The organism is Pseudoalteromonas sp. P1-26 (assembly GCF_001401795.1).
Classification (GTDB): Bacteria; Pseudomonadota; Gammaproteobacteria; order Enterobacterales; family Alteromonadaceae; genus Pseudoalteromonas.
Window position 1 is genome coordinate 1 of sequence record NZ_LKDX01000062.1, and the last position, 21,696, is coordinate 21,696.

Genomic DNA, 21,696 nt, shown 5'->3' on the forward strand with positions numbered 1-21,696 from the left:
AGTGCAGCATAAGGTGTAAATTGCCAGTTCATATTATCGAACTCAAAAAACATCTTACTCGGTGGTGATGCAACCTGAGCGACTTGATCATCACATAACTGATTTAGATAAGCGGTAACTTTTGTTAAGTCTGTACTATCCCAGTTATCTAAAATAGCTTGATAAGCAAAGTCATCTACAATCGGCTTTAGGGTATTATCACCTTTCGCCCTATCAAACAACAAGATGATAAAATCACCAATATGACTTTTTGAGCGGTTTATCCAGTTTTTCATATAACCGTTTTCGAATAATCTATAAAATTGCCGAGCATAATCATACTGATGTAATAAAACAGCTGTAGCTAATTGAAATACACTGCCAGGTGAAATAACTCCTTCGTTTTCAACTCCAAAACGAATAAAACAGCGTTTTTGCTTTATATGCGCAATTGCTAATTCATAGTATCCAAATTTAAATAATAACTTAAGTGCTCTGCATCAATCACGCTGTCCTTAACTAAACTAGCCTGTGCAATATTTTCGTAAATTTTACATTGGCCTGACAGTTCAATATTAAGCTTTTCCCAAGGAGCAAAAGGTAATCGCTCATTAGAAAACTCTTCTCCCTGGGTTTTACCATGCTCAATATAGTGAGTAATTCTAACAATATTATCCTCAAAAATATTTTTATACTTTTCCGGGCCTTTGATTGCACGCTTACGCTTTCGTAAAAATTTTTCTAAGTTTTTATTCATTATTTACATGTACCTGCTTTTTTGAGGAGTAATAATAAACTTTATTTTTTTCATACAACTAGCATTTTTTAATTATGATAAAATCTCACATTATACTTAGAATTTTTAAGATTTTATGGATATCAATAGTTTAAGAGAAGCACAGCTGTCGCTCTCTAAAAAAGTAAGAGCATCCGATGAAAAGCAGTGTGTTAAGACAATTGCTGGTGTCGATGTTGCTTATAACGAACAATCATCTGAAGTTGTTGGCGCAATTGCGGTACTGAATGCTGATACATTAAAAGTACTTGAAGTACAAACTAGTATTGAGCCCATCAGCTTTCCTTATATACCAGGGCTATTTTCATTTCGTGAAGTGCCACCGCTTTTAAATGCATATAACAAACTGGCCATAACACCTGATTTAATTGTTTGCGATGGTCATGGCCTTGCACATCCACGGCGTTTTGGTCTTGCTTGCCACTTGGGTGTCATATTAGATATCCCCACCATAGGTTGCGGAAAAACCAAGTTATTAGGCGAGTTTAATAAACTTGCAGAACACCGCGGCGCAACGGCAGATTTATTAGATAACGACGAAGTTATTGGCAAAGTGTTACGCACACAAGATAACATTAAACCTGTTTATGTATCTATTGGCCATAAAGTATCTTTAGATACAGCAGTTGAGTGGGTACTCAAGCTAACGCCTAAATACCGACTTCCCGAGACAACACGTCAAGCTGATCAACTGGTAAATAAAACTTTAAAAGAACATAGAGAAAAGACTTATGAAAAAACATAAATCTTAACTCATTAATAAAGCTTAAGTTTGTATAATATTTTTACCTTCTTAAAATTATCATTTCGAAAAGAAATGACCTCATCTAGTGTTAAATTAACTAAATGGTGAAAGCTTAGTTCTTCTAGCTCCAGCCAAGCATGTTTTTTCAGCTCGTATAAAACACCCCAGCTAATATTTGAAACTAAAAGCGTATTAACTGGGAACTCTAACAGCGACGGCAATAATTCTGTAAATTTTACATCCGTTACGTCTTGTAAGCTAAGCTCTATAACATTATCAGAAAGCAATTTTTTTATATCGCTAAAACTCGTGATTTTTAGCGGTGAGTCATCAACCTTAGCATTCAAAGAAAAGATATCGTCAATACTCTTATAGATATATATACCACGAAGCTTATTCTCTTTATTAAATGATAACTTTAAACTTCTTTTATCCCCAGCTTGAACCTTCACTTTGTAATAAGACAACACTGAAGGCTCATTCCATATATATTCATACTGAATAGGACCAGCGCCATAAATTAATTCAGAGTAACAATCATGCTTTTGAAAATGTTGAGACAAACCATCTAATTCCCACCCTTCAATGATACAACGTACATCACACAACCAGTCATAAGCAATCTCATAAACAACACCATTAAAAGGCTTACCTTCATGAAAAAGCTGTAAGTTTCCATCCCATTTTTCATCAATGATACTATCTAATAACTCAAGCCCTTTAATATCGATATAAGGAAAATTGTAATCTCCTAATATTTCGCCATTAAAAAATTGCTTTTTGCTAACAACAACCCCGCTTTCAGTGAAAATCGCAACCCCCGTAAAAGGCACCCCTTTGAAAAAGTAGGAACTTTCCTGTTTTACTAGCGCACCAGACACAACAAGTGGTGGAGCTTCACATTTCATTTAATAATCAACCCAGCAGAAAATTGAACATGCATTTTATTTTTAAGTTGTACTTAACTAAGAAAATAGGTATTAAAAAAGCCGCAATCAGCGGCTTCTTTCAACACTAGATAATTATTCAGCGTCTTTTTCTTTGTACTTTGCAGCTGTTTCAGTGATTAGTGGCTGTAATTCACCACGTTGAAACATTTCGATGATAATGTCACAACCACCGATAAGCTCGCCTTCTACCCATAACTGTGGGAATGTTGGCCAGTTTGCGTATGCAGGTAACTCTGCACGGATATCTGGGTTAAGTAGAATGTCAACGTAAGCAAACTGCTCACCACACGCCATAAGTGCTTGTGATGCTTGTGAAGAAAAACCACAGTTAGGTAACTTTGGTGATCCTTTCATGTAAAGAAGGATAGGATTTTCAGAAATTTGCTGTTTAATTTTATCGATGGTTTCCATTTACAACCTCAAAAAAGACATTGGCTTACTACATTGGCCTTGAAAAAGTTTCACTGTGGCCTCAGATATATAACTTAAAATCGGCATTCGTAGCCACAATTTTAAATAGTCTTTAGCAATAGCATTGCTGTTTGCTAAAACTTGAGTAAAATACTCAACAATTATAGTAACACTATAATACCACTTGGTATAGGGAAGTACGCTGTTTACCTTGCTATTACCTATAACTGAGTGGACTATCAACCAAGAAGATGGAGATAAAAAATGGCATTTGAACTACCGTCACTACCATACGCAATCGATGCATTAGAGCCACATATTTCAAAAGAGACTCTAGAGTTTCACCACGGTAAACACCACAACACTTACGTTGTGAAATTAAACGGTCTGATCCCAGGCACAGAATTCGAAAACAAATCTCTAGAAGAAATCGTATGTTCTTCAGAAGGTGGCGTATTTAACAATGCTGCACAAATCTGGAACCACACGTTCTACTGGAACAGCCTATCTCCAAACGGCGGTGGCGAGCCTACAGGCGCAATCGCTGACGCGATCAACGCTAAATGGGGTTCTTTCGACGCATTCAAAGAAGCGTTAAACGACAAAGCAGTAAACAACTTCGGTTCAAGCTGGACTTGGTTAGTTAAACTAGCTGACGGCACACTTGATATCGTTAACACATCAAATGCTGCAACGCCTTTAACTGATGAAGGTGTTACTCCAATCCTAACAGTGGATCTTTGGGAACACGCTTACTACATCGATTACCGTAACGTTCGTCCAGATTACCTAAAAGGTTTCTGGGCATTAGTTAACTGGGACTTCGCGAACGCTAACTTCGCTTAATCTTCTGTTACTAGCAGTAATCAAAAAAAGACGCTTCGGCGTCTTTTTTATTGCCAGTGCACGCCCCTTCTAAGTCGCAGCCAAGCCCTCAGCCAAAAAGCGTAATCAAGATGAGCTTTTTTCAATTAAATTCTTAATTTTCTTGCGCAAAAATTCAAAATCGTGACTAAGCTTTAATTAGCCTTTGCTTTTCTCTTAATCTAATTACACGTCATTTTAGCGGGTTTTCGGAGGTCTCTATGAGTATTTTTGAGCATTACCAATCACGATACGAAGCAGCGCAAGAAGAAGAATACAGTATTGAGGAATTTCTCGAGATCTGTAAGAAGGATAAATCAGCTTATGCCAGCGCACCTGAGCGGCTATTAATGGCCATCGGTGAGCCGGAGATTATCGACACTTCAACCGATGCGCGCTTAAGCAGGCTGTTTTCTAATCGCGTAGTCGCACGCTACCCTGCATTTCACGATTTTTATGGTATGGAAGATGCCATTGAGCAAATCGTCTCTTATTTAAAACATGCTGCGCAAGGCTTAGAAGAATGTAAGCAAGTACTGTATTTACTTGGCCCAGTAGGTGGCGGTAAATCATCCATTGCTGAAAAGCTAAAATACTTAATGCAGCAGGTACCTATTTACTCAATTAAAGGCTCGCCTGTTAACGACCACCCTTTAGCCTTATTTGACCCAAATGAAGACGCAGAGCTTTTAGAAAAAGAATACGGCATTAAACCGCGTTATTTAAAAACAGTGATGTCACCGTGGGCCGCAAAACGCTTAAGCGAATTTAATGGTGATATTAGCCAATTTAGAGTGGTTAAGCGCTTCCCATCTATTTTAAATCAAGTTGCGATTGCGAAAACTGAGCCCGGCGATGAAAACAATCAAGACATTTCAGCGTTAGTTGGTAAGGTAGATATTCGCCAGCTTGAGCACTTTGCACAGAACGACCCTGATGCGTATGCCTACTCAGGTGCACTTTGTTTAGCAAACCAAGGCTTAATGGAATTTGTGGAAATGTTTAAAGCGCCAATCAAGGTGCTACACCCATTGCTTACAGCAACGCAAGAAGGCAATTACAACGGCACAGAAGGCATTAGTGCCCTGCCGTTTAATGGTATGATTTTAGCTCACTCAAATGAATCTGAGTGGCAAACATTTAAGAACAACAAAAACAATGAAGCATTTTTAGACCGTGTTTACATCGTCAAAGTGCCTTATTGTTTACGTGTATCTGAAGAAGTTAAAATTTATAATAAACTACTCGAAAACAGTGAATTACATGATGCCCCTTGTGCACCGGGGACATTAAAAACACTGGCACAATTTACCACTCTTTCGCGTATTAAAGAGCCAGAAAACTCAAGTATTTATTCAAAAATGCGGGTCTATGACGGCGAAAGCTTAAAAGACACCGATCCGAAAGCGAAGTCGTATCAAGAATACCGCGATTACGCGGGTGTTGATGAGGGCATGACAGGGCTTTCTACCCGCTTTGCGTTTAAGATCCTATCGCGGGTATTTAACTTCGATACCACTGAAGTGGCAGCCAACCCAGTGCACTTATTCTATGTTCTTGAACAGCAAATTGAGCGAGAGCAATTTACCGCCGATGTTGAAGAGCGTTACTTAAGCCACTTAAAAGGATACCTCATTCCTCAGTATGTAGAGTTTATCGGGAAAGAGTTACAAACAGCCTATTTAGAATCTTACTCAGAATATGGGCAAAACATCTTTGACCGCTACGTCACTTATGCAGATTTCTGGATCCAAGATCAAGAATACCGCGACCCAGATACTGGCCAGTTATTTGACCGTGCTGCGCTTAACGCAGAGCTTGAGAAGATTGAAAAACCTGCGGGTATTTCAAACCCTAAAGATTTCCGTAATGAGATAGTTAATTTCGTACTGCGGGCGCGTGCCCACAACCAAGGCAAGAATCCGCTTTGGACCAGCTACGAAAAACTTCGCACAGTTATTGAGAAGAAAATGTTCTCAAATACCGAAGATCTGCTGCCGGTTATTTCCTTCAATGCGAAAACCTCTGCAGAAGATCAGAAAAAACACGAAGACTTTGTCAATCGTATGGTTGAGAAAGGCTATACCCAAAAACAAGTACGTTTACTTTCTGAATGGTATTTACGCGTTAGAAAATCGCAGTAAAAACGTTTGTTTTAAGGGGGTTGTTATGGCGCATTTTATTGACCGACGCCTGAATGGAAAAAACAAAAGTACCTTGAATCGTCAACGGTTCATCAGGCGTTATAAAAAACAGATTAAAGAAGCGGTATCTGATGCCATTAATAAGCGCAGCGTAACCGATACCACTAGCGGCGAGAGTATCTCTATTCCGCAACGTGATATCAGTGAGCCTATTTTTCATCAAGGACGTGGTGGCGACCGTGAACAAATCCACCCAGGCAATGACCAGTTTTCTACGGGCGACAAAATCAAGCGCCCGCAAGGGGGCGGTCAAGGTGGTGGTAGTGGCGAAGGTGAAGCCAGTGACTCTGGTGAAGGACAAGACGACTTTGTATTCTCTATTTCAAAAGATGAATACTTAGACTTATTGTTCGAAGATCTTGAGCTGCCTAACCTGCAACAAAACCAGCTCGATAAACTGGTGCAAATGAAAACCCATCGCGCTGGTTTTTGTAACGACGGCATGCCAAGCAATATTGATATTGTTCGCTCATTGCAAGGCTCGCTTGCTCGCAGAGTGGCGATGACTGCAGGCAAAAAACGTCACCTTGCTGAGCTTGAAGGCCAGCTCGCTCTGCTACAAGCTGAACAGCAGCCAGACAAGGCGGCAATTGCCTTACTTGAACGCCAAATTGAGGAGTTGCAAAACCGCATTAAAGCAGTGCCTTTTATTGATAATTACGACTTACGTTTTCGTAATTATGAAAAGCAACCACACCCAACAAGCAAAGCTGTCATGTTTTGTTTAATGGATGTGTCTGGCTCGATGGATCAAGCAACGAAAGACATGGCAAAACGCTTTTATATTCTGCTTTATCAATTTTTAACTCGTAGCTACAAAAATATAGAGGTTGTCTATATTCGTCATCATACCCAAGCGAAAGAAGTCGATGAGCAAGAGTTTTTCTATTCTCAAGAAACGGGTGGCACCATAGTATCAAGTGCATTAAAACTGATGAACGAAATCATCGCTGAACGTTATAACCCTGAAGAGTGGAATATTTACGCAGCGCAAGCCTCTGATGGCGATAACTGGGCTGATGACTCGCCAAACTGTGGCGAAATTTTACGTAATAAACTGTTAAAGGCGGTGCGTTATTACGCCTATATCGAAATTACTGCCCGTGCTCATCAAAGTTTATGGCGAGAGTATCAATCAATAGTGCAAACCCACGACAATTTTGCCATGCAACACATTCGTGGCGTTGAGGACATTTACCCTATTTTCCGTGAATTATTTAAAAAGAATCGTCAGCAGCAAGGCGCCGCATAGCCTTGCCAGTGAGGTAAAGTATGGCCGATAAACGTATTAGCGACGGTCCTGATTGGACATTTGATCTATTAACAGAGTATCAAACTGAAATTGAACGGGTAGCGAAAATTTATAAACTCGATACCTACCCGAATCAAATTGAGGTGATCACTGCTGAACAAATGATGGATGCCTATTCGAGTGTGGGTATGCCGATTGGCTATAGCCACTGGTCGTATGGTAAAAAATTCATTCAAACAGAGCAAAACTATAAACGTGGGCAAATGGGCCTTGCTTATGAAATAGTTATTAACTCAGACCCGTGTATTGCCTATTTAATGGAAGAAAACACCCTGCCTATGCAAGCCTTGGTAATGGCCCACGCCTGCTATGGTCACAACTCATTTTTTAAAGGCAATTACTTATTTAAGACCTGGACTGATGCCAGCTCAATTATCGATTACTTATTATTTGCCAAAAACTACATTGCCAAGTGCGAAGAGAAATACGGTATTACCGAGGTCGAAAACCTGATTGATTCATGCCATGCGTTAATGAACTATGGTGTCGACCGCTACAAACGCCCGCAACGTATTTCACTTTTTGAAGAACAAAAACGCCAACAAGAACGTGAAGACTACCTACAATCGCAAGTCAACGAGTTGTGGCGCACAATCCCTACTTCGCAGCAAGAGTCGAAAAAGCGTGAGCGTCGTTTTCCAGAAGAGCCACAAGAAAACATTTTGTACTTCATCGAAAAAAATGCGCCGCTGCTAGAGTCATGGCAACGAGAAATAATTCGAATTGTTCGTAAAATTTCGCAATATTTTTACCCACAAAAACAAACTCAAGTGATGAATGAGGGCTGGGCTACGTTTTGGCATTACACCATTTTGAACCACCTGTACGACGAAGGTAAGCTCACCGATGCCTTTATGCTTGAGTTTTTACAAAGTCACACCAATGTGGTGTATCAACCGCCCTATAACAGCAATTATTATTCAGGGATCAACCCCTATGCTCTTGGCTTTAACATGATGGTTGATATTCGCCGTATTTGCGAAAACCCAACAGAAGAAGACAAGAAATGGTTTCCGGAGTATGCCGGCAGTGATTGGTTAGAAACCCTGCACTTTGCAATGCAAAACTTTAAAGATGAGAGCTTTATTAGCCAGTTTTTATCGCCAAAAATTATTCGTGATTTTAAGTTGTTTACCATTATTGATCATGAAAAAGAGCCGACTCTCAATGTCGGTGCCATCCATGATGAAATGGGCTATCATCAGGTTCGTGAAACTCTGTCGGCACAATACAATCTAAGTAATCACGAACCAAATATCCAAGTCTATAATGTTGATATTAGAGGAGATCGTTCACTCACTCTGCGTTATGTACCACATAACAATATTCCGTTAGCTAAATCAAAAGATGAAGTGTTAAAACACCTTTACAGGCTATGGGGCTTTAAGGTAAAACTGGAACAAGAAACCGCAACAGGTGAAGTTTCATTATTGGGTGAATGCCCAAGCAGTGATACCCGACACACAACAGAGTAGCCAAAAATGAATAAAAAAATACTGGTGATCATCGACTCTCCAGCCGATGCTAAAACGTCTATATTACATGCAAAGCAAAAAGCCAAAGGCATGAAGCATATTGATATTGTTGCTTTTAGCTACGAAGACACCAATAACATTTTATTCTCTATTCCACCTGATGAAGCGCTCGCTATTCAAGACAAAGAGCTCGCTAAAGTCCGTGCAGCACTTGGTCCACTTATCAGTGAGCATTTAGATGATGGTAGCTATACTTTGCAAACCCTGTGGCATGAAAGCCCAGTACAGTGGCTAGCCAATGAGCTTGATACGTCAGACTATGAAATGGTGATTAAAACTCGCCACATCGACGAAGAAACGCAATTTACAGAGCTAGACTGGCAGCTTATTCGCTTTAGTCCACTACCGCTTTATTTGGCCGCCGATAACAAGTGGCGTAACAATACCAATGTACTGGCAGCCCTTGATTTAGGCAGCGAAAAGGCGACTAAATACTGTTTAAACGAAGCAATTATCAAAGCAGGCTTAGCCTATGCTAAAGACTACGACAGCGAGTTTTACGCTTGTTATACCGTACATGTATCGCCGTTTTTACGTGATTTAGGCATTGTCTTTTCAGACGAGCAAGTAATTAACGCCTTTGAAAAGCTACCCGTAGCACAGCGTACCTTAATCGAAGCCCACGACTTAAAAGACAAGCTTAAAATCAAAGCCGGTGTCGTTGAGCAAGTGATCCCAAGTGTTGCAGCTAAATTAAATGCAGACTTAGTGATTATGGGGTCGGTAGGTAATACGGGTATTAAAGGTCATTTAATTGGTAATACTGCCGAAAAAGTCATGAAGCTACTTAAAACAGATATTCTTGTTCTACCGCCACTTGGGGTTTAATCCGCAAACTTAATCAAATAAATATCAAAAAGGGGCTTATTTGCCCCTTGTTTGTTTATAAATCTGTATAAGCTGTGACCTTGTTACGGCCGTTTTCTTTTGAGTGATATAAGGCTTTATCGGCTGCTTCAACCCACTTTTCGTAGCGATCAAACTTCTCGTCGAAGCAGGCAAAACCAATACTGACCGTCAGTTGAATTTGTTTGCCATCAAAGTAAATTGATGAGTTCTCAATCAGTGTTCTTAATCGCTCAGCAAAGATATGCGCACCCTCATGATCAGTATCAAGCAAGGTTACCGCAAACTCTTCACCACCATAGCGACCTGCTAAGTCTGTTTCACGCAGAGTTTTACGTAGTAAGTCTGCAATATGACGCAGTGCCTCATCACCGCCACGATGGCCATGCTCATCATTAACCTTTTTAAAGTGGTCAATATCAAACATCAACAAACTGCTACATCCGCCACTGCGCACAATGCGCATATATTCTTTGCGTAGCTTTTCTTCCCAATAACCACGGTTAGTAAGCTTAGTAAGTGCATCGGTACGGCTCATTTGTTCAAGCTTACTGTTGGCTTCTTCTAGCTCTTTTTTATTCACCGCTTCATCGGTTACATCATAGATAATGATACAGATATGCGATACTTCACCTGTGGTCGTCGTCAGCGGAATAAAAGTGGCATTTTGATACATATGATCCGCTTTACCGGTAATCGGACGGTAATTTTTAAAACGGAAAATATACGGCTGCTGCTCCCAAATAGTAAACGAGCGATTATTTAGAATGAACACAGATTCAGATTTGCTGCGAAACCATTTTTCATCAATTGATGGAAATAAGTCAAACAGGTCTTTATCTTTTACCGCGCTTGGCAATAAGCCGGAATGGTTTTCCATAAACCCATTCCAGATGCATACTTTGTAGTCTCTATCGAGCACCACTAGGCCTACATCAACTGTATTAAACATATCCATTAACCAATGGAGTTCATTCATATTAAAATCGGCTGCAGGCATAGTTTAGTCTTCTAATAAATAAGCTACTTTGTACTTAAGGGTTTTTAATGAGTCCTCGGTGAACAGCAACATCAAATCACAGTTAATATTGTGATTTTCGATGCCATAGCTGATCTCAATCGCCAGCGTTCGTTGCCAGCGAGATTTATTGGCTTTTACTAAATCGGTCACATCACAATGTTGTCCTAGCACCACAGGGTGACCTTGGCTAAAACGCATATCGAGCTGTTTAGAAAGCCCTGATAAAATCGCGCCAATTAGAATATTGCTGACATCCATCAGCAGCTCAAGCTCAACTTTATCGTTAAGCTCGCCTTCGTAATTCATAAGTGACGCAATTTCTTTAAAGCTTGAATCATTTAACAGTAATAAGGCTTCACCAGATACACCACCACCGATAAAACCTTGGCACACACCAGATGTAGTGGCATTCGCATCAATCGAGCGTAAAGCCATATCGAGCTCATTTACCTCTAATACATTTACATTAGGAATAGGAAGCTTTACGAATACATTAAGAAGACGCGCTAATAAGTCCCCTGCTTGCCCCATAGCCACGTTTGTGAGCTCTTGATAGATGTCACGTACATCAGGGTCAACTTGCTCACCTAGCTTATTAGCAAGGCGCTCACGCATGGCTTTATCTTTAATACCATGGTGCTCGATGATATTTGCAAGCTTTTCTGCAGAGCAAGGTTTTTGAATAAAGTCGATAGCGCCTAACTCAAGCACACGTTGGTGAGCGTTAGGTTGTATATCGCCAGAAACAACCACGGTGAGAACATGAAGGTCTTGTTCTTGAATAGCTTGAAGTACTTCGTAGCCATCCATTTCAGGCATGTTTAAATCGAGAAACAGTATTTCAGGCTGAATTTTTTTGATTTGCTCAATACAGTGAACACCGTCTTCAGCAAACTCAACTTTAATATCCCAATCATCGGGTAAAGAGCGTGCTAATTGTCGACGAGCTAACTTTGAATCATCACAAACTAATACCGATGTTGACATACTCTCTCTCTAAATCCGTACTTTTTAACTAGACACAAATTAGCCTAGCAACTTTATTCTTATTTTTATATATAAAAAATAGGGTCACGAACACATGTTAATCAAACTACTGGTTATTTACAATTTTAAATTGCACTAATCCTTGGAGCCACCTCATGAGTATAATACACTGATGTTAAATGCGTTAATTTGAAGGAATCTTATTATGTTACGTCCACTTATATTTGCATTAAGTGCAGTGTGCACGTTTAGTTATGCAGGTGATTTATCAGAAAATAGTTTAGATGCTGGTAAGGTTTCTGCCCAGTCTAAGCCAGTCACTTTACTAGGACAAGGTGTTGAAGTTGGTCAAAAAGCGCCTAATTTTAAAGTAGTAGATGGCAGCTTTACGCCAGTAACACTAGACAACTATCAAGGCCAAGCCGTGCTTTTAAGCGTTGTGCCAAGTTTAGACACCGGTGTATGTAGTATTCAAACCAAACACTTTAATGAAAAAGTTGCTTCAGAATACCCAAGTGTGGCGATGCTAACCTTAAGCGCAGACTTACCGTTCGCACAGAAGCGTTTTTGTAAAGCGGAGAATATAGACAAAGTAGTGACTTTATCTGACTCAGTATGGCGTGACTTTGGTAAGAACTACGGTTTGATTATCAAAGATATGGGCTTGTTAACCCGCGCCGTATTTGTGCTCGATAAAGAACATAACATCGTTTACAAGCAGCTTGTCGATAACCTTTCAAAAGAGCCTGATTACGACAGTGCTATTGCGGCATTAAATAAACTGTAATACCAGAAGACAGTAATACAGATACAAAAAAACCGCCCAACGGCGGTTTTTTATGTCAACAATTAGGCTATTAACCTAAAAGCTCACCAAGTTGTTGGCTAACAGCTTCAACAGCTTGAGTACCGTCTAATTTGTGGTACTGAGTGTTGCCTGCTTTCGCTTCAGCTTGGTAGTAATCAACTAATGGTTTAGTTTGGTCGTGGTAAATACCTAAACGCTTACGAACTGTTTCTTCAGTGTCGTCATCACGAATGATTAGGTCTTCACCTGTGATGTCATCTTTACCATCAACTTTAGGTGGATTATAAACAACGTGATAAACACGACCAGAGCCAGGGTGTACGCGACGGCCGCCCATACGCTCAACGATAATTTCATCAGCAACGTCAAATTCGATAACGTGATCAACTACCACGCCATTCTCTTTCATTGCATCTGCTTGAGGAATAGTACGAGGGAAACCGTCTAGTAAGAAACCTTTTTCACAATCTGGCTTAGCAATGCGCTCTTTAACTAGACCGATAATAATTTCGTCAGATACTAATTGACCTGCATCCATTACTTTTTTAGCTTCAAGACCAAGTGGTGTACCTTCTTTGATTGCTGCACGCAGCATATCGCCCGTAGAAATTTGTGGAATACCGTATTTGTCCATCAAAAACTGAGCTTGAGTACCTTTACCTGCACCCGGCGCGCCCAAAAGAATAATGCGCATATCATTGTCCTCTGTGTGATACTAATCTTAAAAAATGGTCGATCAGTGGAGTTTTGTTTTTAGAGCCTGAATTCTTCCACAACTAAGGCTATACCTCAAGTAACTTATACCAATTGCCTATATTAGCGGCAATAAAAAAGGGAGCCTTGCTCCCTTTTCCAACTCATTCAGCTAAAACGCTTATTTGCTTAAATCTAGCATAAGTTTGTTCAAACGAGTTACAAAGCCTGCAGGGTCTTTTAAAGTACCGCGCTCAGCCAGTAATGCTTGATCTAAAAGTACTTGTGACCACTGAGCAAACTTGTCTTCGTCTTGTTCAACATTTAGGTGTTTAACAAGCTGATGCTCTGGGTTAAGCTCAAAAATTGGCTTTTGCTCAGGCACTGTTTGACCAACTGATTCCATTAACTTTTGCATTTGCGAGCTCATATCGTGCTCATCAGCAACAACACATGCAGGCGAGTCAGTTAGACGGTGCGTAAAGCGTACGTCTTTAACGTTATCACCTAGTGCTGTTTTAATACGCTCGACTAGGCCAGCAACTTCTTTTTCTGACTCTTCTTGAGCTTTTTTCGTTTCTTCGTCATCCATGTTGCCTAAATCTAAGTCACCACGGGTAATTGACTGGAATGATTTTTCGTTGAACTCTGTTAAGTAGCTCATCATCCACTCATCAACACGATCGCTTAGAAGCAATACTTCGATGCCCTTCTTACGGAAGATCTCTAAATGTGGTGAGTTCTTCGCTGCAGCGAATGAATCAGCAACTACATAGTAGATTTTGTCTTGCTCTGGCTTCATACGCTCAATATATTGCTCAAGCGATACATTTTGTGTGCTCTCATCTGTATGTGTAGAAGAGAAACGCAATAGCTTAGCAATGGCTTCTTTGTTAGCCGCATCTTCAGCTGGGCCTTCTTTTAACACCTGACCAAACTCATTCCAGAAAGATTGGTAATCTTCTTCGCGGTTTTTCGCCATACGCTCAAGCATTTTAAGTACGCGCGATGTACAACCTTTACGGATTGCTTGCGTTACTTTGTTGTCTTGTAAAATTTCACGTGATACGTTAAGTGGTAAGTCGTTTGAATCAAGTAAACCTTTCACAAAACGTAAATAGCTTGGCATGAACTGCTCAGCGTCATCCATAATGAAAACGCGTTGTACATACAGTTTTAAACCAGATTGACGCTCACGGTTCCATAAATCGAAAGGTGCTTTTTTCGGGATGTATAACAAGCTCGTGTATTCAGTTTTACCTTCAACCTTGTTATGTGCCCAGCTTAGTGGCTCTTCCCAATCATGACCGATGTGCTTATAAAACTCTTTGTACTCTTCGTCTGTTACTTCTGACTTATCACGAGTCCATAGTGCTGTTGCGCGGTTAATACCTTCCCACTCGCCTGGCTGTGCTGGAATTTTCTCGCCGTCAGGACCTTCAGATTCAGGTACTTCTGCTTTATACATCTCAACTGGAATAGAAATATGGTCTGAATATTTAGTTACGATGCTACGTAGACGGAACTCATCAGCAAACTCTGTTTCGTCTTCACGAAGGTGAAGAATGATTTCGGTACCACGTGATGGTTTATCAATCTCTTGTAATGTGTACTCACCTTCACCTGCAGATTGCCATTCAATACCTTGGCTTTCACCTGCTTTACGCGTACGTACTGTTACTTTGTCAGCAACGATAAACGCTGAGTAAAAACCAACACCAAATTGACCAATCAATTGTGAATCTTTGCTTTGGTCACCAGTTAGGTTTTGGAAAAATTCTGCGGTGCCTGATTTTGCAATTGTACCTAGTGAATTGATCACATCTTCACGGCTCATACCAATACCATTATCAGTAATGGTGACCGTGTTTGCTTCTTTATCGGCACTGATACGTACTTTTAGTTCCGCATCGTTTTCGTATAAATCGCCATTAGAAAGCGCAAGGAAACGTAATTTATCTGCCGCATCTGACGCGTTTGATACAAGCTCACGTAGGAAAATCTCTTTATTAGAGTAAAGAGAATGAATCATCAGGTTTAATAGTTGTTTGACTTCTGTTTGAAAGCCTAATGTTTCTTTTTGTGCTGCAGTCATTGTGTAAATCTCCAATTAACAAAGTGTCTAATCTGCACTATGACTCTTTATATGGGGCAGGCTTTTTGAACTTCAAGGCAAAAAATTAAATTTACGGCTAAATTGGGGGGCTATACACAAAAAAGCCTGCTTAAAGCAGGCTTTTGATACCATTTTCGGTATTAGTTTTGGTTTACGGCGCGTCGTCCGCTAAATGCGTGCATCAATGTCATACCATCGAGTAAGTCGAGCTCACCACCAACAGGGACACCGTGAGCAATACGAGATGCACCTACCTGATACTTATGACAAAGCTCAGCAATGTAGTGGGCTGTGGTTTCACCTTCAACACTTGGATTGGTCGCGAGGATCACCTCATTAATGCCGCCTTGTTGCAACTTGCTTTCAAGAATATCAAGGCCAATTTCTTTTGGTCCTATGCCATCAATTGGCGACAAGTGACCCATTAAAACAAAGTAAAGACCTTGGTATTGACCAGTTTGCTCAATAGCGAGTACATCGGTTGGTGATTCGACCACACACAATAAACCACTATCTTGGCGTTTAACACTTGAACAAATATCGCATACAGCTTGCTCTGTAAAAGTACGACAAGATTGACAGTGCCCTACTTCATCCATTGCCTTGGTTAATGCATGACCAAGCTGTTTACCACCTTGACGGTCACGCTCAAGCAAATGAAAAGCAATGCGCTGTGCCGACTTAGGACCTATGCCCGGCTGGCATCGTAACGCTTCAATTAGCTGTGTTAAACTAGGAGATAGTTGCATACAAAATCACTTAGAATGGCATTTTCATACCTGGTGGTAATTGCATACCGCCAGTTACTTTGCTCATGCGCTCTTGAGTTTCTTCAGCAACACGACGAACAGCATCATTACACGCTGCCGCTAATAAATCTTCGATCATGTCTTTGTCGTCTTCCATTAGGCTGTCATCTAATTCAACACGACGAACATTGTGGTTACCAAGCATAGTTACTTTAACTAGGCCTGCACCTGCTTCACCTACAACTTCAAGGTTTGCGATTTCTTCTTGGGCTTTTTGCATGCGCTCTTGCATTTGCTGCGCTTGCTTCATCATGTTACCCATTCCACCTTTAAACATAACTGTCTCTCTTTCTAAACTACTTTAATTGGCATGAAGATAAGGGCTATTGTAACTAATTACAATGCCTGAATACTGTTTTCATCGATTATAGCGCTAAATAACTGCTGAAATTGCACTATATTTTCATCGCTATTTATTACATCAATCGCTTGTTGATGACGTCCCGCATCAATTTTTTGTTGAATCAAATACGGTGAATCAATTACGCCATCAGCAAACTCGATACTAAGCTCAACATTATGGCCGTAAATTTCACTTAATGCGGCATTGAGCTTTTGTCTAAGCACTGCGCTATCTAAATGGCGCTGTGATGAATCAACTTCAATGTGTAGCTGATTATTCTGCTTGGTAAAGATTGAATGCAGCGCAAATTGGCGCATGCGACCACCCAGTCCCATGCGTTTAATTAAATACGCCCATTCGTCTTGTTCGTGTGCAAATTTAATACTGCTGATCGGGCTTTCAAAATCATCAGGTATCGGAATGCTGGCTTCTTCAACTACTGGCTCTGGCGCTTTTTGTGGATTGATCTGCTCAAGTAACTCTGGCGCTAAGTTTTCGGTGATTGTTTGATGCTTTTCTCGAAAGTCGACTTTTTTTACTTTACTACTGCTCTCCCCCGTTTGCTGGGGGATGGGCTTTTTTACTTCAGCAGCCATTGCTTGCTGCTGAGACTGAATATTGGTCGTGGCTGTGCTTTGTTGCGCTGGCGGCTCTGCTTTGGGCTTAGCTTCAGGCTGTGGTTCTGCTTTAGCATGAGTTTGCGTTGGTGCACCACTTAAACGCCCGGCACCTGAAATATTGCGGTCTTGTAAAATACGAGCAATGGCCGACTGCGCCTGACTTTGCTGCTGTTGTAATTGTGCAGGTGCAGTTTGCTGTTGCTGAGGCGCAGATGCTTCATTGGCAGTAAAGCCCTGATCATAGGCGCTATTCATCACATCATCGTATTGCGCAGCAAGTGATGGGTCCATTTGCGCATCATGATCGTCCATATAATCTTGCGAAGAATACTCTGGTGATGAGTACTCAGCTGCAGGCACTTGCTCTGAGTGGCTTTGCTCTTGGTGTTGAAGCGCTGGTTGAACTTCAGCGGCCATTGCAGTTTCAACTGATTGCTGAGGCTGTTGACCAACATCAGGCTGCTCTTCTGCTGTTGCTTCAACTTGCTGGGCAGGCTCATGGCTATGTACCGTTTCTGCCTTGGCTGCTTGAATAGGCTCAGCTTGTGTTGGCTGAGGCTCTGAAGGAACAGCAGTTGTCTGTGCAGAGCTATGTGCAACTGGTGCTTGCTCTGAAGCTGCTTGTTCACGTTGCGCCGTAGATTTTTTCAAAATATCACGCAGTGCACCGGCACCACTTGGCTTAACCTGCTGCTGGGTATTCGTTGGTGTTTGGCTTTGTGCAAATTGCGTAGGTTGGAATGCAAGCAGTCGCAACATGATCATTTCAAAACCAAGTTTAGCATCGGGTGCCCATTGCAAATCTTTTTTACCATTTAATAGCAATTGGTAGTAAACCTGCATCTGCTGTGCATCAGTGGTTTGTGCCACCTGCTCAATAAAATCTCGGTTAGTATCATCAAGTGCAGCTGCACTAGGCACAAGTTGCACAAGCTGAATAAGATGCGTCAGGGCAATTAAATCGTCGAGCAAAGCTACAAAGTTAGGGTTTCGGCTAACGACCGCTTTTACTTCTTGAAGTAACGCATCGCCATCTTGGCACAATAACGCTGCTAACATGGTTTGGCTATATTGAGTATCCATCAAGCCAAGCATAGTTTGCACAGCCTGATGATTAATATTGCCATTGGTTTGCGCAATTGCTTGGTCTGTAAGACTCAGTGCATCACGCATACTACCATCGGCTGCCTTAGCTAAAATAGACAATGATTTATCATCAAAACTTAGCTGCTCTTGATTTAGAACATGGGCAAGCTGATCATGAATTTCTGATTGCGACAAAGCATTTAAATTAAACTGTAAGCAACGCGATAAAATCGTCACTGGCAGTTTCTGCGGATCGGTTGTCGCTAATAAAAACTTCACATGCTCTGGCGGCTCTTCCAATGTTTTTAGTAATGCATTGAAACTGTGCTTTGACAGCATGTGAACTTCATCGATTAGGTATACCTTGTAACGACCACGTGTTGGTGCGTATTGAACGTTATCAAGGATTTCGCGGGTATCTTCTACTTTGGTACGTGATGCCGCATCGATTTCTAACAAATCGATATAACGGCCTGCTTCTATGTCAGTACAACTTGAGCATTGGCCGCATGGCTCAGCAGAGATACCCTTATCGCAGTTGAGGCTTTTAGCGAATATACGTGCAATGGTTGTTTTACCCACCCCACGGGTTCCAGTAAAGAGATAAGCATGATGGAGTCTATTTTGTGTTAATGCATTGACTAATGCCTGTTTAACATGAGACTGCCCCACTAACTCGTGAAAGGTTTGTGGTCGCCATTTCCTTGCTAGAACCTGATAACTCATTAATTATTCGCCTTCGAATTCAACCAACTTTAAGATTTTGATGCCCATATCAGCAACTCGTTGCTCACCACCCAGCTCAGGTAAAGAAACAACAAATGCGGCATCAGTTGCGTTACCGCCTAGTTTAGCAACTAATTTAGCAGTTGCTTCGATTGTGCCACCTGTCGCTAGTAAGTCATCTACCAGTAAAACTTTATCGCCAGGGACAATTGCGTCTGTATGAAGCTCAAGAATATCTTCACCATACTCTAATTGGTAACTTTGTGAAATCACTTCGCGAGGAAGTTTGCCTGGTTTACGAACTGGAATGAATGGAATACCTAGTGCATAAGAAAGTGGTGCACCAAAGATAAAGCCACGAGATTCAGTACCGATGATTTTTGTAAAACCTTGGTCTTTATATGCTGCGATAAAGCTGTCGATAGTTGCTTTAAATGCGTCAGCATTAGCCATTAAAGTTGTTACGTCGCGGAACATAATGCCCGGCTTTGGGTAATCAGCGATCGTTGCAATGCTCTGTTTGATGAGCGTTGAAGTTGCTTGAGTCATAATTATACTGCTCAAAAAGTTTATCTAACAAAGCTCGAGAGTATAACATCACCTTAGGGGAAAGTCGGTAGCAAGTTTCGAAATTAATCACTTAACAAGAAATATCAACTATAAAAAAGGCTGCATTATGCAGCCTATTGTCTTAAATTTGCTTACGCAGATTAAGATAAAGAAGTGATCCAACCAAGAATAGCGTTTAGACAGCCAATGCCACCGAATACAGCTAAAAACGCAATGAAATAAGTTGCATTGAACGGATCTTTAAAGTCTTTATCATTCGACATAGTTACTACCTTTATTTAAGCACGACAAAATAAGGCGCACATAATAGTCGAACTGCCCTCATCAATAAAGAGCTTTAGCCGATTTTTAAACCAATGTATTAGTCACCACAATGCCGCGCTCTGCCATGGCACTTAAGGTATTGAGCGCTCCCTGATACAGCTGCTCCTGGCTAAATTGAGGCGCATGCTCTGCAACTGCTTGGCATATATCATTTAAATCTGCACCCGGCTGAGATTCTATGATATTAAGAAGTAATGCAGTCATCGCATTTGTCGATAAAAACTGTACTTCGTCATCGCTATCACGATAAACCACAAAGTAACTTGGTTGTGCTGCCGGTTCACTTGGTTGATTATCTGTACTGATGGTATGAACAGGAAAACTGTAACTCAAGTTACGCGCAAGTGAACTTAAGAATAATGCAGAGCTTGTCACTTGATGAGCCGATAAGCTCACTTCTTCTGCCACCTCTTGAGCAACCGATACATCAAGCTCAACCCATTCATAGTGCGCTAGCTCTAACATAAACGCGGGATCATTGCTTTGCACTTCATAGTCATTAGCAAGGAAGGCCAAAAACTCCCCTGCAATATCTAAAAAATAAGGTGATTTACAATCATGCTGGCTAAAAAACTGCCTAACGAGTCTGTACCAAGCTTGCTCTGAATATAAACTTTTTAGTACTGGATACGCAGAGCTAACAAAGCCATCCACATTGTTAAAAAATAAGTCGCGGTAAATCGCCATCCGGCGCTCTTCAACATCGCTAGGCTTAGCATGTTGCTGAGGGTCGCGGATATGCGCCATAAACGCTTGCTGCACTTGGGTAAAATGATTAGGCACTGTGTTTCACCCTTGCTTGGTTTTGTTTGTTGGCTGTTTGCTGTAGTGCTTCAATGGTTTTCAGTTCAGCTAATAACTCACTCATCGGCGGAATATTAAAATCTCGTTCTAACAAGGTGGGAAATACCCCATGAACTTCATAAGCTTTTTCAAGTAATTGCCAAACAGGATCGATAACTGGCGCACCATGGGTATCAACCAGTAAATCTTCTGCCTCAGTGTAGTGGCCCGCAACATGCCCATAGGCAATACGTTTTGTTGGTAACGCCGCTAAGAATTGCTCTGCATCATAACCATGATTAATCGAATTAACATAAATGTTATTCACGTCGAGCAGTAGTTTACAATCCGCTTCTTCTAACACCGCATTAGTGAACTCAAGTTCAGTCATTTGTTGGCCGGGCGCGCCATAGTAAGAGACATTTTCGATGGCAATTGGCTGCTCTAGAATATCTTGTACTTGCCTAATACGAGAGGCCACATGTTTAATTGCATCTTCAGTAAACGGAATGGGCATTAAATCGTACATATGCCCTTCGCCCGAGCAGTAGCTTAAGTGTTCGCTGAATAAACGAATATTATGCTCTTTAAAGAAAGTTTTAAGCGATTGCACAAAGTCAATATCAAGCGCTGCTGGTGAGCCAATTGATAACGATAAACCATGGCATACAAAGGCATGTTGTTCGGTAAACTGTTTAAATTGCTTTCCAAAACGCCCGCCTAGCTTGAGCCAATTTTCTGGTGCAACTTCTAAAAACTCAATGGGTTTTGGAACATCAATGAGCATTTCATCAAGCATTTCTCGGCGCAAACCTAAACCAACCTGCCCAAAATCAGCTACTGATTCTTTTAACATACTACCTCCTACTAAAAAGGGCCTTTACGGCCCTTTTAAAAGCTAAATAAGCGTTTAGTGGTTAGAACCACATTTACCTTCACCACACTTACCTTCTTTAGCTTTCTTTTTGTCTGCGCCACATTTACCTTCGCCGCACTTTCCTTCTTTAGCTGCTTTTTTGTCCGCGCCGCATTTACCTTCGCCGCACTTTCCTTCTTTAGCTGCTTTTTTGTCCGCGCCGCATTTACCTTCGCCGCACTTGCCTTCTTTAGCTGCTTTTTTGTCTGCGCCACATTTACCTTCGCCGCACTTGCCTTCTTTAGCTGCTTT

The 21,696-nt window shown here is 41.1% G+C and carries 21 protein-coding genes and 2 pseudogenes; 7 read left to right on the top strand and 16 right to left on the bottom strand.

What is annotated here, in order from left to right:
- Nucleotides 1-275: pseudogene (locus tag AN394_RS19425) on the bottom strand (hypothetical protein); the annotation flags it as partial.
- Between the two features lie 158 nt (nucleotides 276-433).
- Entirely contained in the window at nucleotides 434-736 is a 303-nt protein-coding gene (locus tag AN394_RS19430; protein WP_055022315.1) for a hypothetical protein, read from the bottom strand.
- A gap of 115 nt (nucleotides 737-851) precedes the next feature.
- Between AN394_RS19430 and nfi the strand changes: the two genes are divergently transcribed.
- Nucleotides 852-1,520 carry a deoxyribonuclease V gene (nfi, locus tag AN394_RS19435; protein WP_054561725.1) on the top strand — a complete coding sequence of 223 codons (669 nt, stop codon included), beginning with the start codon at nucleotides 852-854 and terminating at the stop codon, nucleotides 1,518-1,520.
- A gap of 11 nt (nucleotides 1,521-1,531) precedes the next feature.
- Here nfi and AN394_RS19440 read toward each other — a convergent pair whose 3' ends face one another.
- Nucleotides 1,532-2,428: a hypothetical protein gene (locus AN394_RS19440; protein WP_054561726.1), complete on the bottom strand. Its 897-nt coding sequence runs from the start codon at nucleotides 2,426-2,428 to the stop codon at nucleotides 1,532-1,534.
- Nucleotides 2,429-2,542: 114 nt separating this feature from the next.
- Entirely contained in the window at nucleotides 2,543-2,881 is a 339-nt protein-coding gene (locus tag AN394_RS19445; protein WP_054551536.1) for a Grx4 family monothiol glutaredoxin, read from the bottom strand.
- A gap of 264 nt (nucleotides 2,882-3,145) precedes the next feature.
- Here AN394_RS19445 and AN394_RS19450 point away from each other — a divergent pair, with 264 nt between their 5' ends.
- The 5 genes from AN394_RS19450 (at nucleotide 3,146) to AN394_RS19470 (ending at nucleotide 9,624) form a co-directional block, all read left to right on the top strand.
- Complete coding sequence (locus AN394_RS19450; protein WP_054551537.1) at nucleotides 3,146-3,727, top strand: superoxide dismutase; 582 nt, start codon at nucleotides 3,146-3,148, stop codon at nucleotides 3,725-3,727.
- A gap of 239 nt (nucleotides 3,728-3,966) precedes the next feature.
- Nucleotides 3,967-5,889 carry a PrkA family serine protein kinase gene (locus AN394_RS19455; protein ID WP_054551538.1) on the top strand — a complete coding sequence of 641 codons (1,923 nt, stop codon included), beginning with the start codon at nucleotides 3,967-3,969 and terminating at the stop codon, nucleotides 5,887-5,889.
- Between the two features lie 25 nt (nucleotides 5,890-5,914).
- Nucleotides 5,915-7,201 carry a YeaH/YhbH family protein gene (locus tag AN394_RS19460; protein ID WP_054561727.1) on the top strand — a complete coding sequence of 429 codons (1,287 nt, stop codon included), beginning with the start codon at nucleotides 5,915-5,917 and terminating at the stop codon, nucleotides 7,199-7,201.
- A gap of 20 nt (nucleotides 7,202-7,221) precedes the next feature.
- Nucleotides 7,222-8,736, top strand: coding sequence for a SpoVR family protein (locus AN394_RS19465; protein WP_054561728.1), 1,515 nt, complete (start codon nucleotides 7,222-7,224; stop codon nucleotides 8,734-8,736).
- 6 nt (nucleotides 8,737-8,742) lie between these two features.
- Nucleotides 8,743-9,624 (top strand): universal stress protein, encoded by an 882-nt coding sequence (locus AN394_RS19470; protein WP_054561729.1) that lies wholly within the window; start codon nucleotides 8,743-8,745, stop codon nucleotides 9,622-9,624.
- A gap of 55 nt (nucleotides 9,625-9,679) precedes the next feature.
- Here the strand turns inward: AN394_RS19470 and AN394_RS19475 are convergent, their stop codons facing one another.
- Both AN394_RS19475 and AN394_RS19480 read right to left on the bottom strand, forming a co-directional pair.
- Nucleotides 9,680-10,642: a diguanylate cyclase gene (locus tag AN394_RS19475; protein ID WP_054561730.1), complete on the bottom strand. Its 963-nt coding sequence runs from the start codon at nucleotides 10,640-10,642 to the stop codon at nucleotides 9,680-9,682.
- Nucleotides 10,643-10,645: 3 nt separating this feature from the next.
- On the bottom strand, nucleotides 10,646-11,650 hold the full coding sequence (locus AN394_RS19480) for a response regulator (RefSeq protein ID WP_054561731.1): 1,005 nt from the start codon (nucleotides 11,648-11,650) through the stop codon (nucleotides 10,646-10,648).
- 205 nt (nucleotides 11,651-11,855) lie between these two features.
- On the opposite strand from AN394_RS19480, the gene tpx reads away from it, so the two are divergent.
- Nucleotides 11,856-12,437, top strand: a complete 582-nt coding sequence (gene tpx, locus AN394_RS19485) for a thiol peroxidase (protein ID WP_055022316.1) — start codon at nucleotides 11,856-11,858, stop codon at nucleotides 12,435-12,437.
- A gap of 70 nt (nucleotides 12,438-12,507) precedes the next feature.
- Here the strand turns inward: tpx and adk are convergent, their stop codons facing one another.
- The 10 genes and pseudogenes from adk to AN394_RS19530 all read right to left on the bottom strand — a co-directional run.
- Nucleotides 12,508-13,152: an adenylate kinase gene (gene adk, locus AN394_RS19490; RefSeq protein ID WP_036967590.1), complete on the bottom strand. Its 645-nt coding sequence runs from the start codon at nucleotides 13,150-13,152 to the stop codon at nucleotides 12,508-12,510.
- Between the two features lie 180 nt (nucleotides 13,153-13,332).
- Nucleotides 13,333-15,246: a molecular chaperone HtpG gene (gene htpG, locus AN394_RS19495; RefSeq protein ID WP_054561733.1), complete on the bottom strand. Its 1,914-nt coding sequence runs from the start codon at nucleotides 15,244-15,246 to the stop codon at nucleotides 13,333-13,335.
- A gap of 161 nt (nucleotides 15,247-15,407) precedes the next feature.
- The gene (gene recR / locus AN394_RS19500) at nucleotides 15,408-16,016 is read right to left on the bottom strand and encodes a recombination mediator RecR (RefSeq protein ID WP_054551546.1); all 609 of its coding nucleotides are present in this window, start codon (nucleotides 16,014-16,016) and stop codon (nucleotides 15,408-15,410) included.
- Between the two features lie 10 nt (nucleotides 16,017-16,026).
- Nucleotides 16,027-16,353 carry a YbaB/EbfC family nucleoid-associated protein gene (locus AN394_RS19505; protein WP_054551547.1) on the bottom strand — a complete coding sequence of 109 codons (327 nt, stop codon included), beginning with the start codon at nucleotides 16,351-16,353 and terminating at the stop codon, nucleotides 16,027-16,029.
- Between the two features lie 59 nt (nucleotides 16,354-16,412).
- The gene (gene dnaX, locus AN394_RS19510) at nucleotides 16,413-18,851 is read right to left on the bottom strand and encodes a DNA polymerase III subunit gamma/tau (protein WP_055022317.1); all 2,439 of its coding nucleotides are present in this window, start codon (nucleotides 18,849-18,851) and stop codon (nucleotides 16,413-16,415) included.
- 3 nt (nucleotides 18,852-18,854) lie between these two features.
- Nucleotides 18,855-19,400 (bottom strand): adenine phosphoribosyltransferase, encoded by a 546-nt coding sequence (gene apt / locus AN394_RS19515; RefSeq protein WP_054551549.1) that lies wholly within the window; start codon nucleotides 19,398-19,400, stop codon nucleotides 18,855-18,857.
- A 161-nt stretch (nucleotides 19,401-19,561) separates the two neighbouring features.
- Nucleotides 19,562-19,684, bottom strand: coding sequence for a hypothetical protein (locus tag AN394_RS22455; RefSeq protein ID WP_254907726.1), 123 nt, complete (start codon nucleotides 19,682-19,684; stop codon nucleotides 19,562-19,564).
- An 85-nt stretch (nucleotides 19,685-19,769) separates the two neighbouring features.
- Nucleotides 19,770-20,528: a DUF2063 domain-containing protein gene (locus AN394_RS19520; protein WP_268795670.1), complete on the bottom strand. Its 759-nt coding sequence runs from the start codon at nucleotides 20,526-20,528 to the stop codon at nucleotides 19,770-19,772.
- Nucleotides 20,521-21,384, bottom strand: coding sequence for a DUF692 domain-containing protein (locus AN394_RS19525; RefSeq protein WP_055022318.1), 864 nt, complete (start codon nucleotides 21,382-21,384; stop codon nucleotides 20,521-20,523). Before AN394_RS19525 ends, AN394_RS19520 begins: the two co-directional genes overlap by 8 nt.
- A gap of 54 nt (nucleotides 21,385-21,438) precedes the next feature.
- Nucleotides 21,439-21,696, bottom strand: a pseudogene (locus tag AN394_RS19530) (hypothetical protein); the annotation flags it as partial.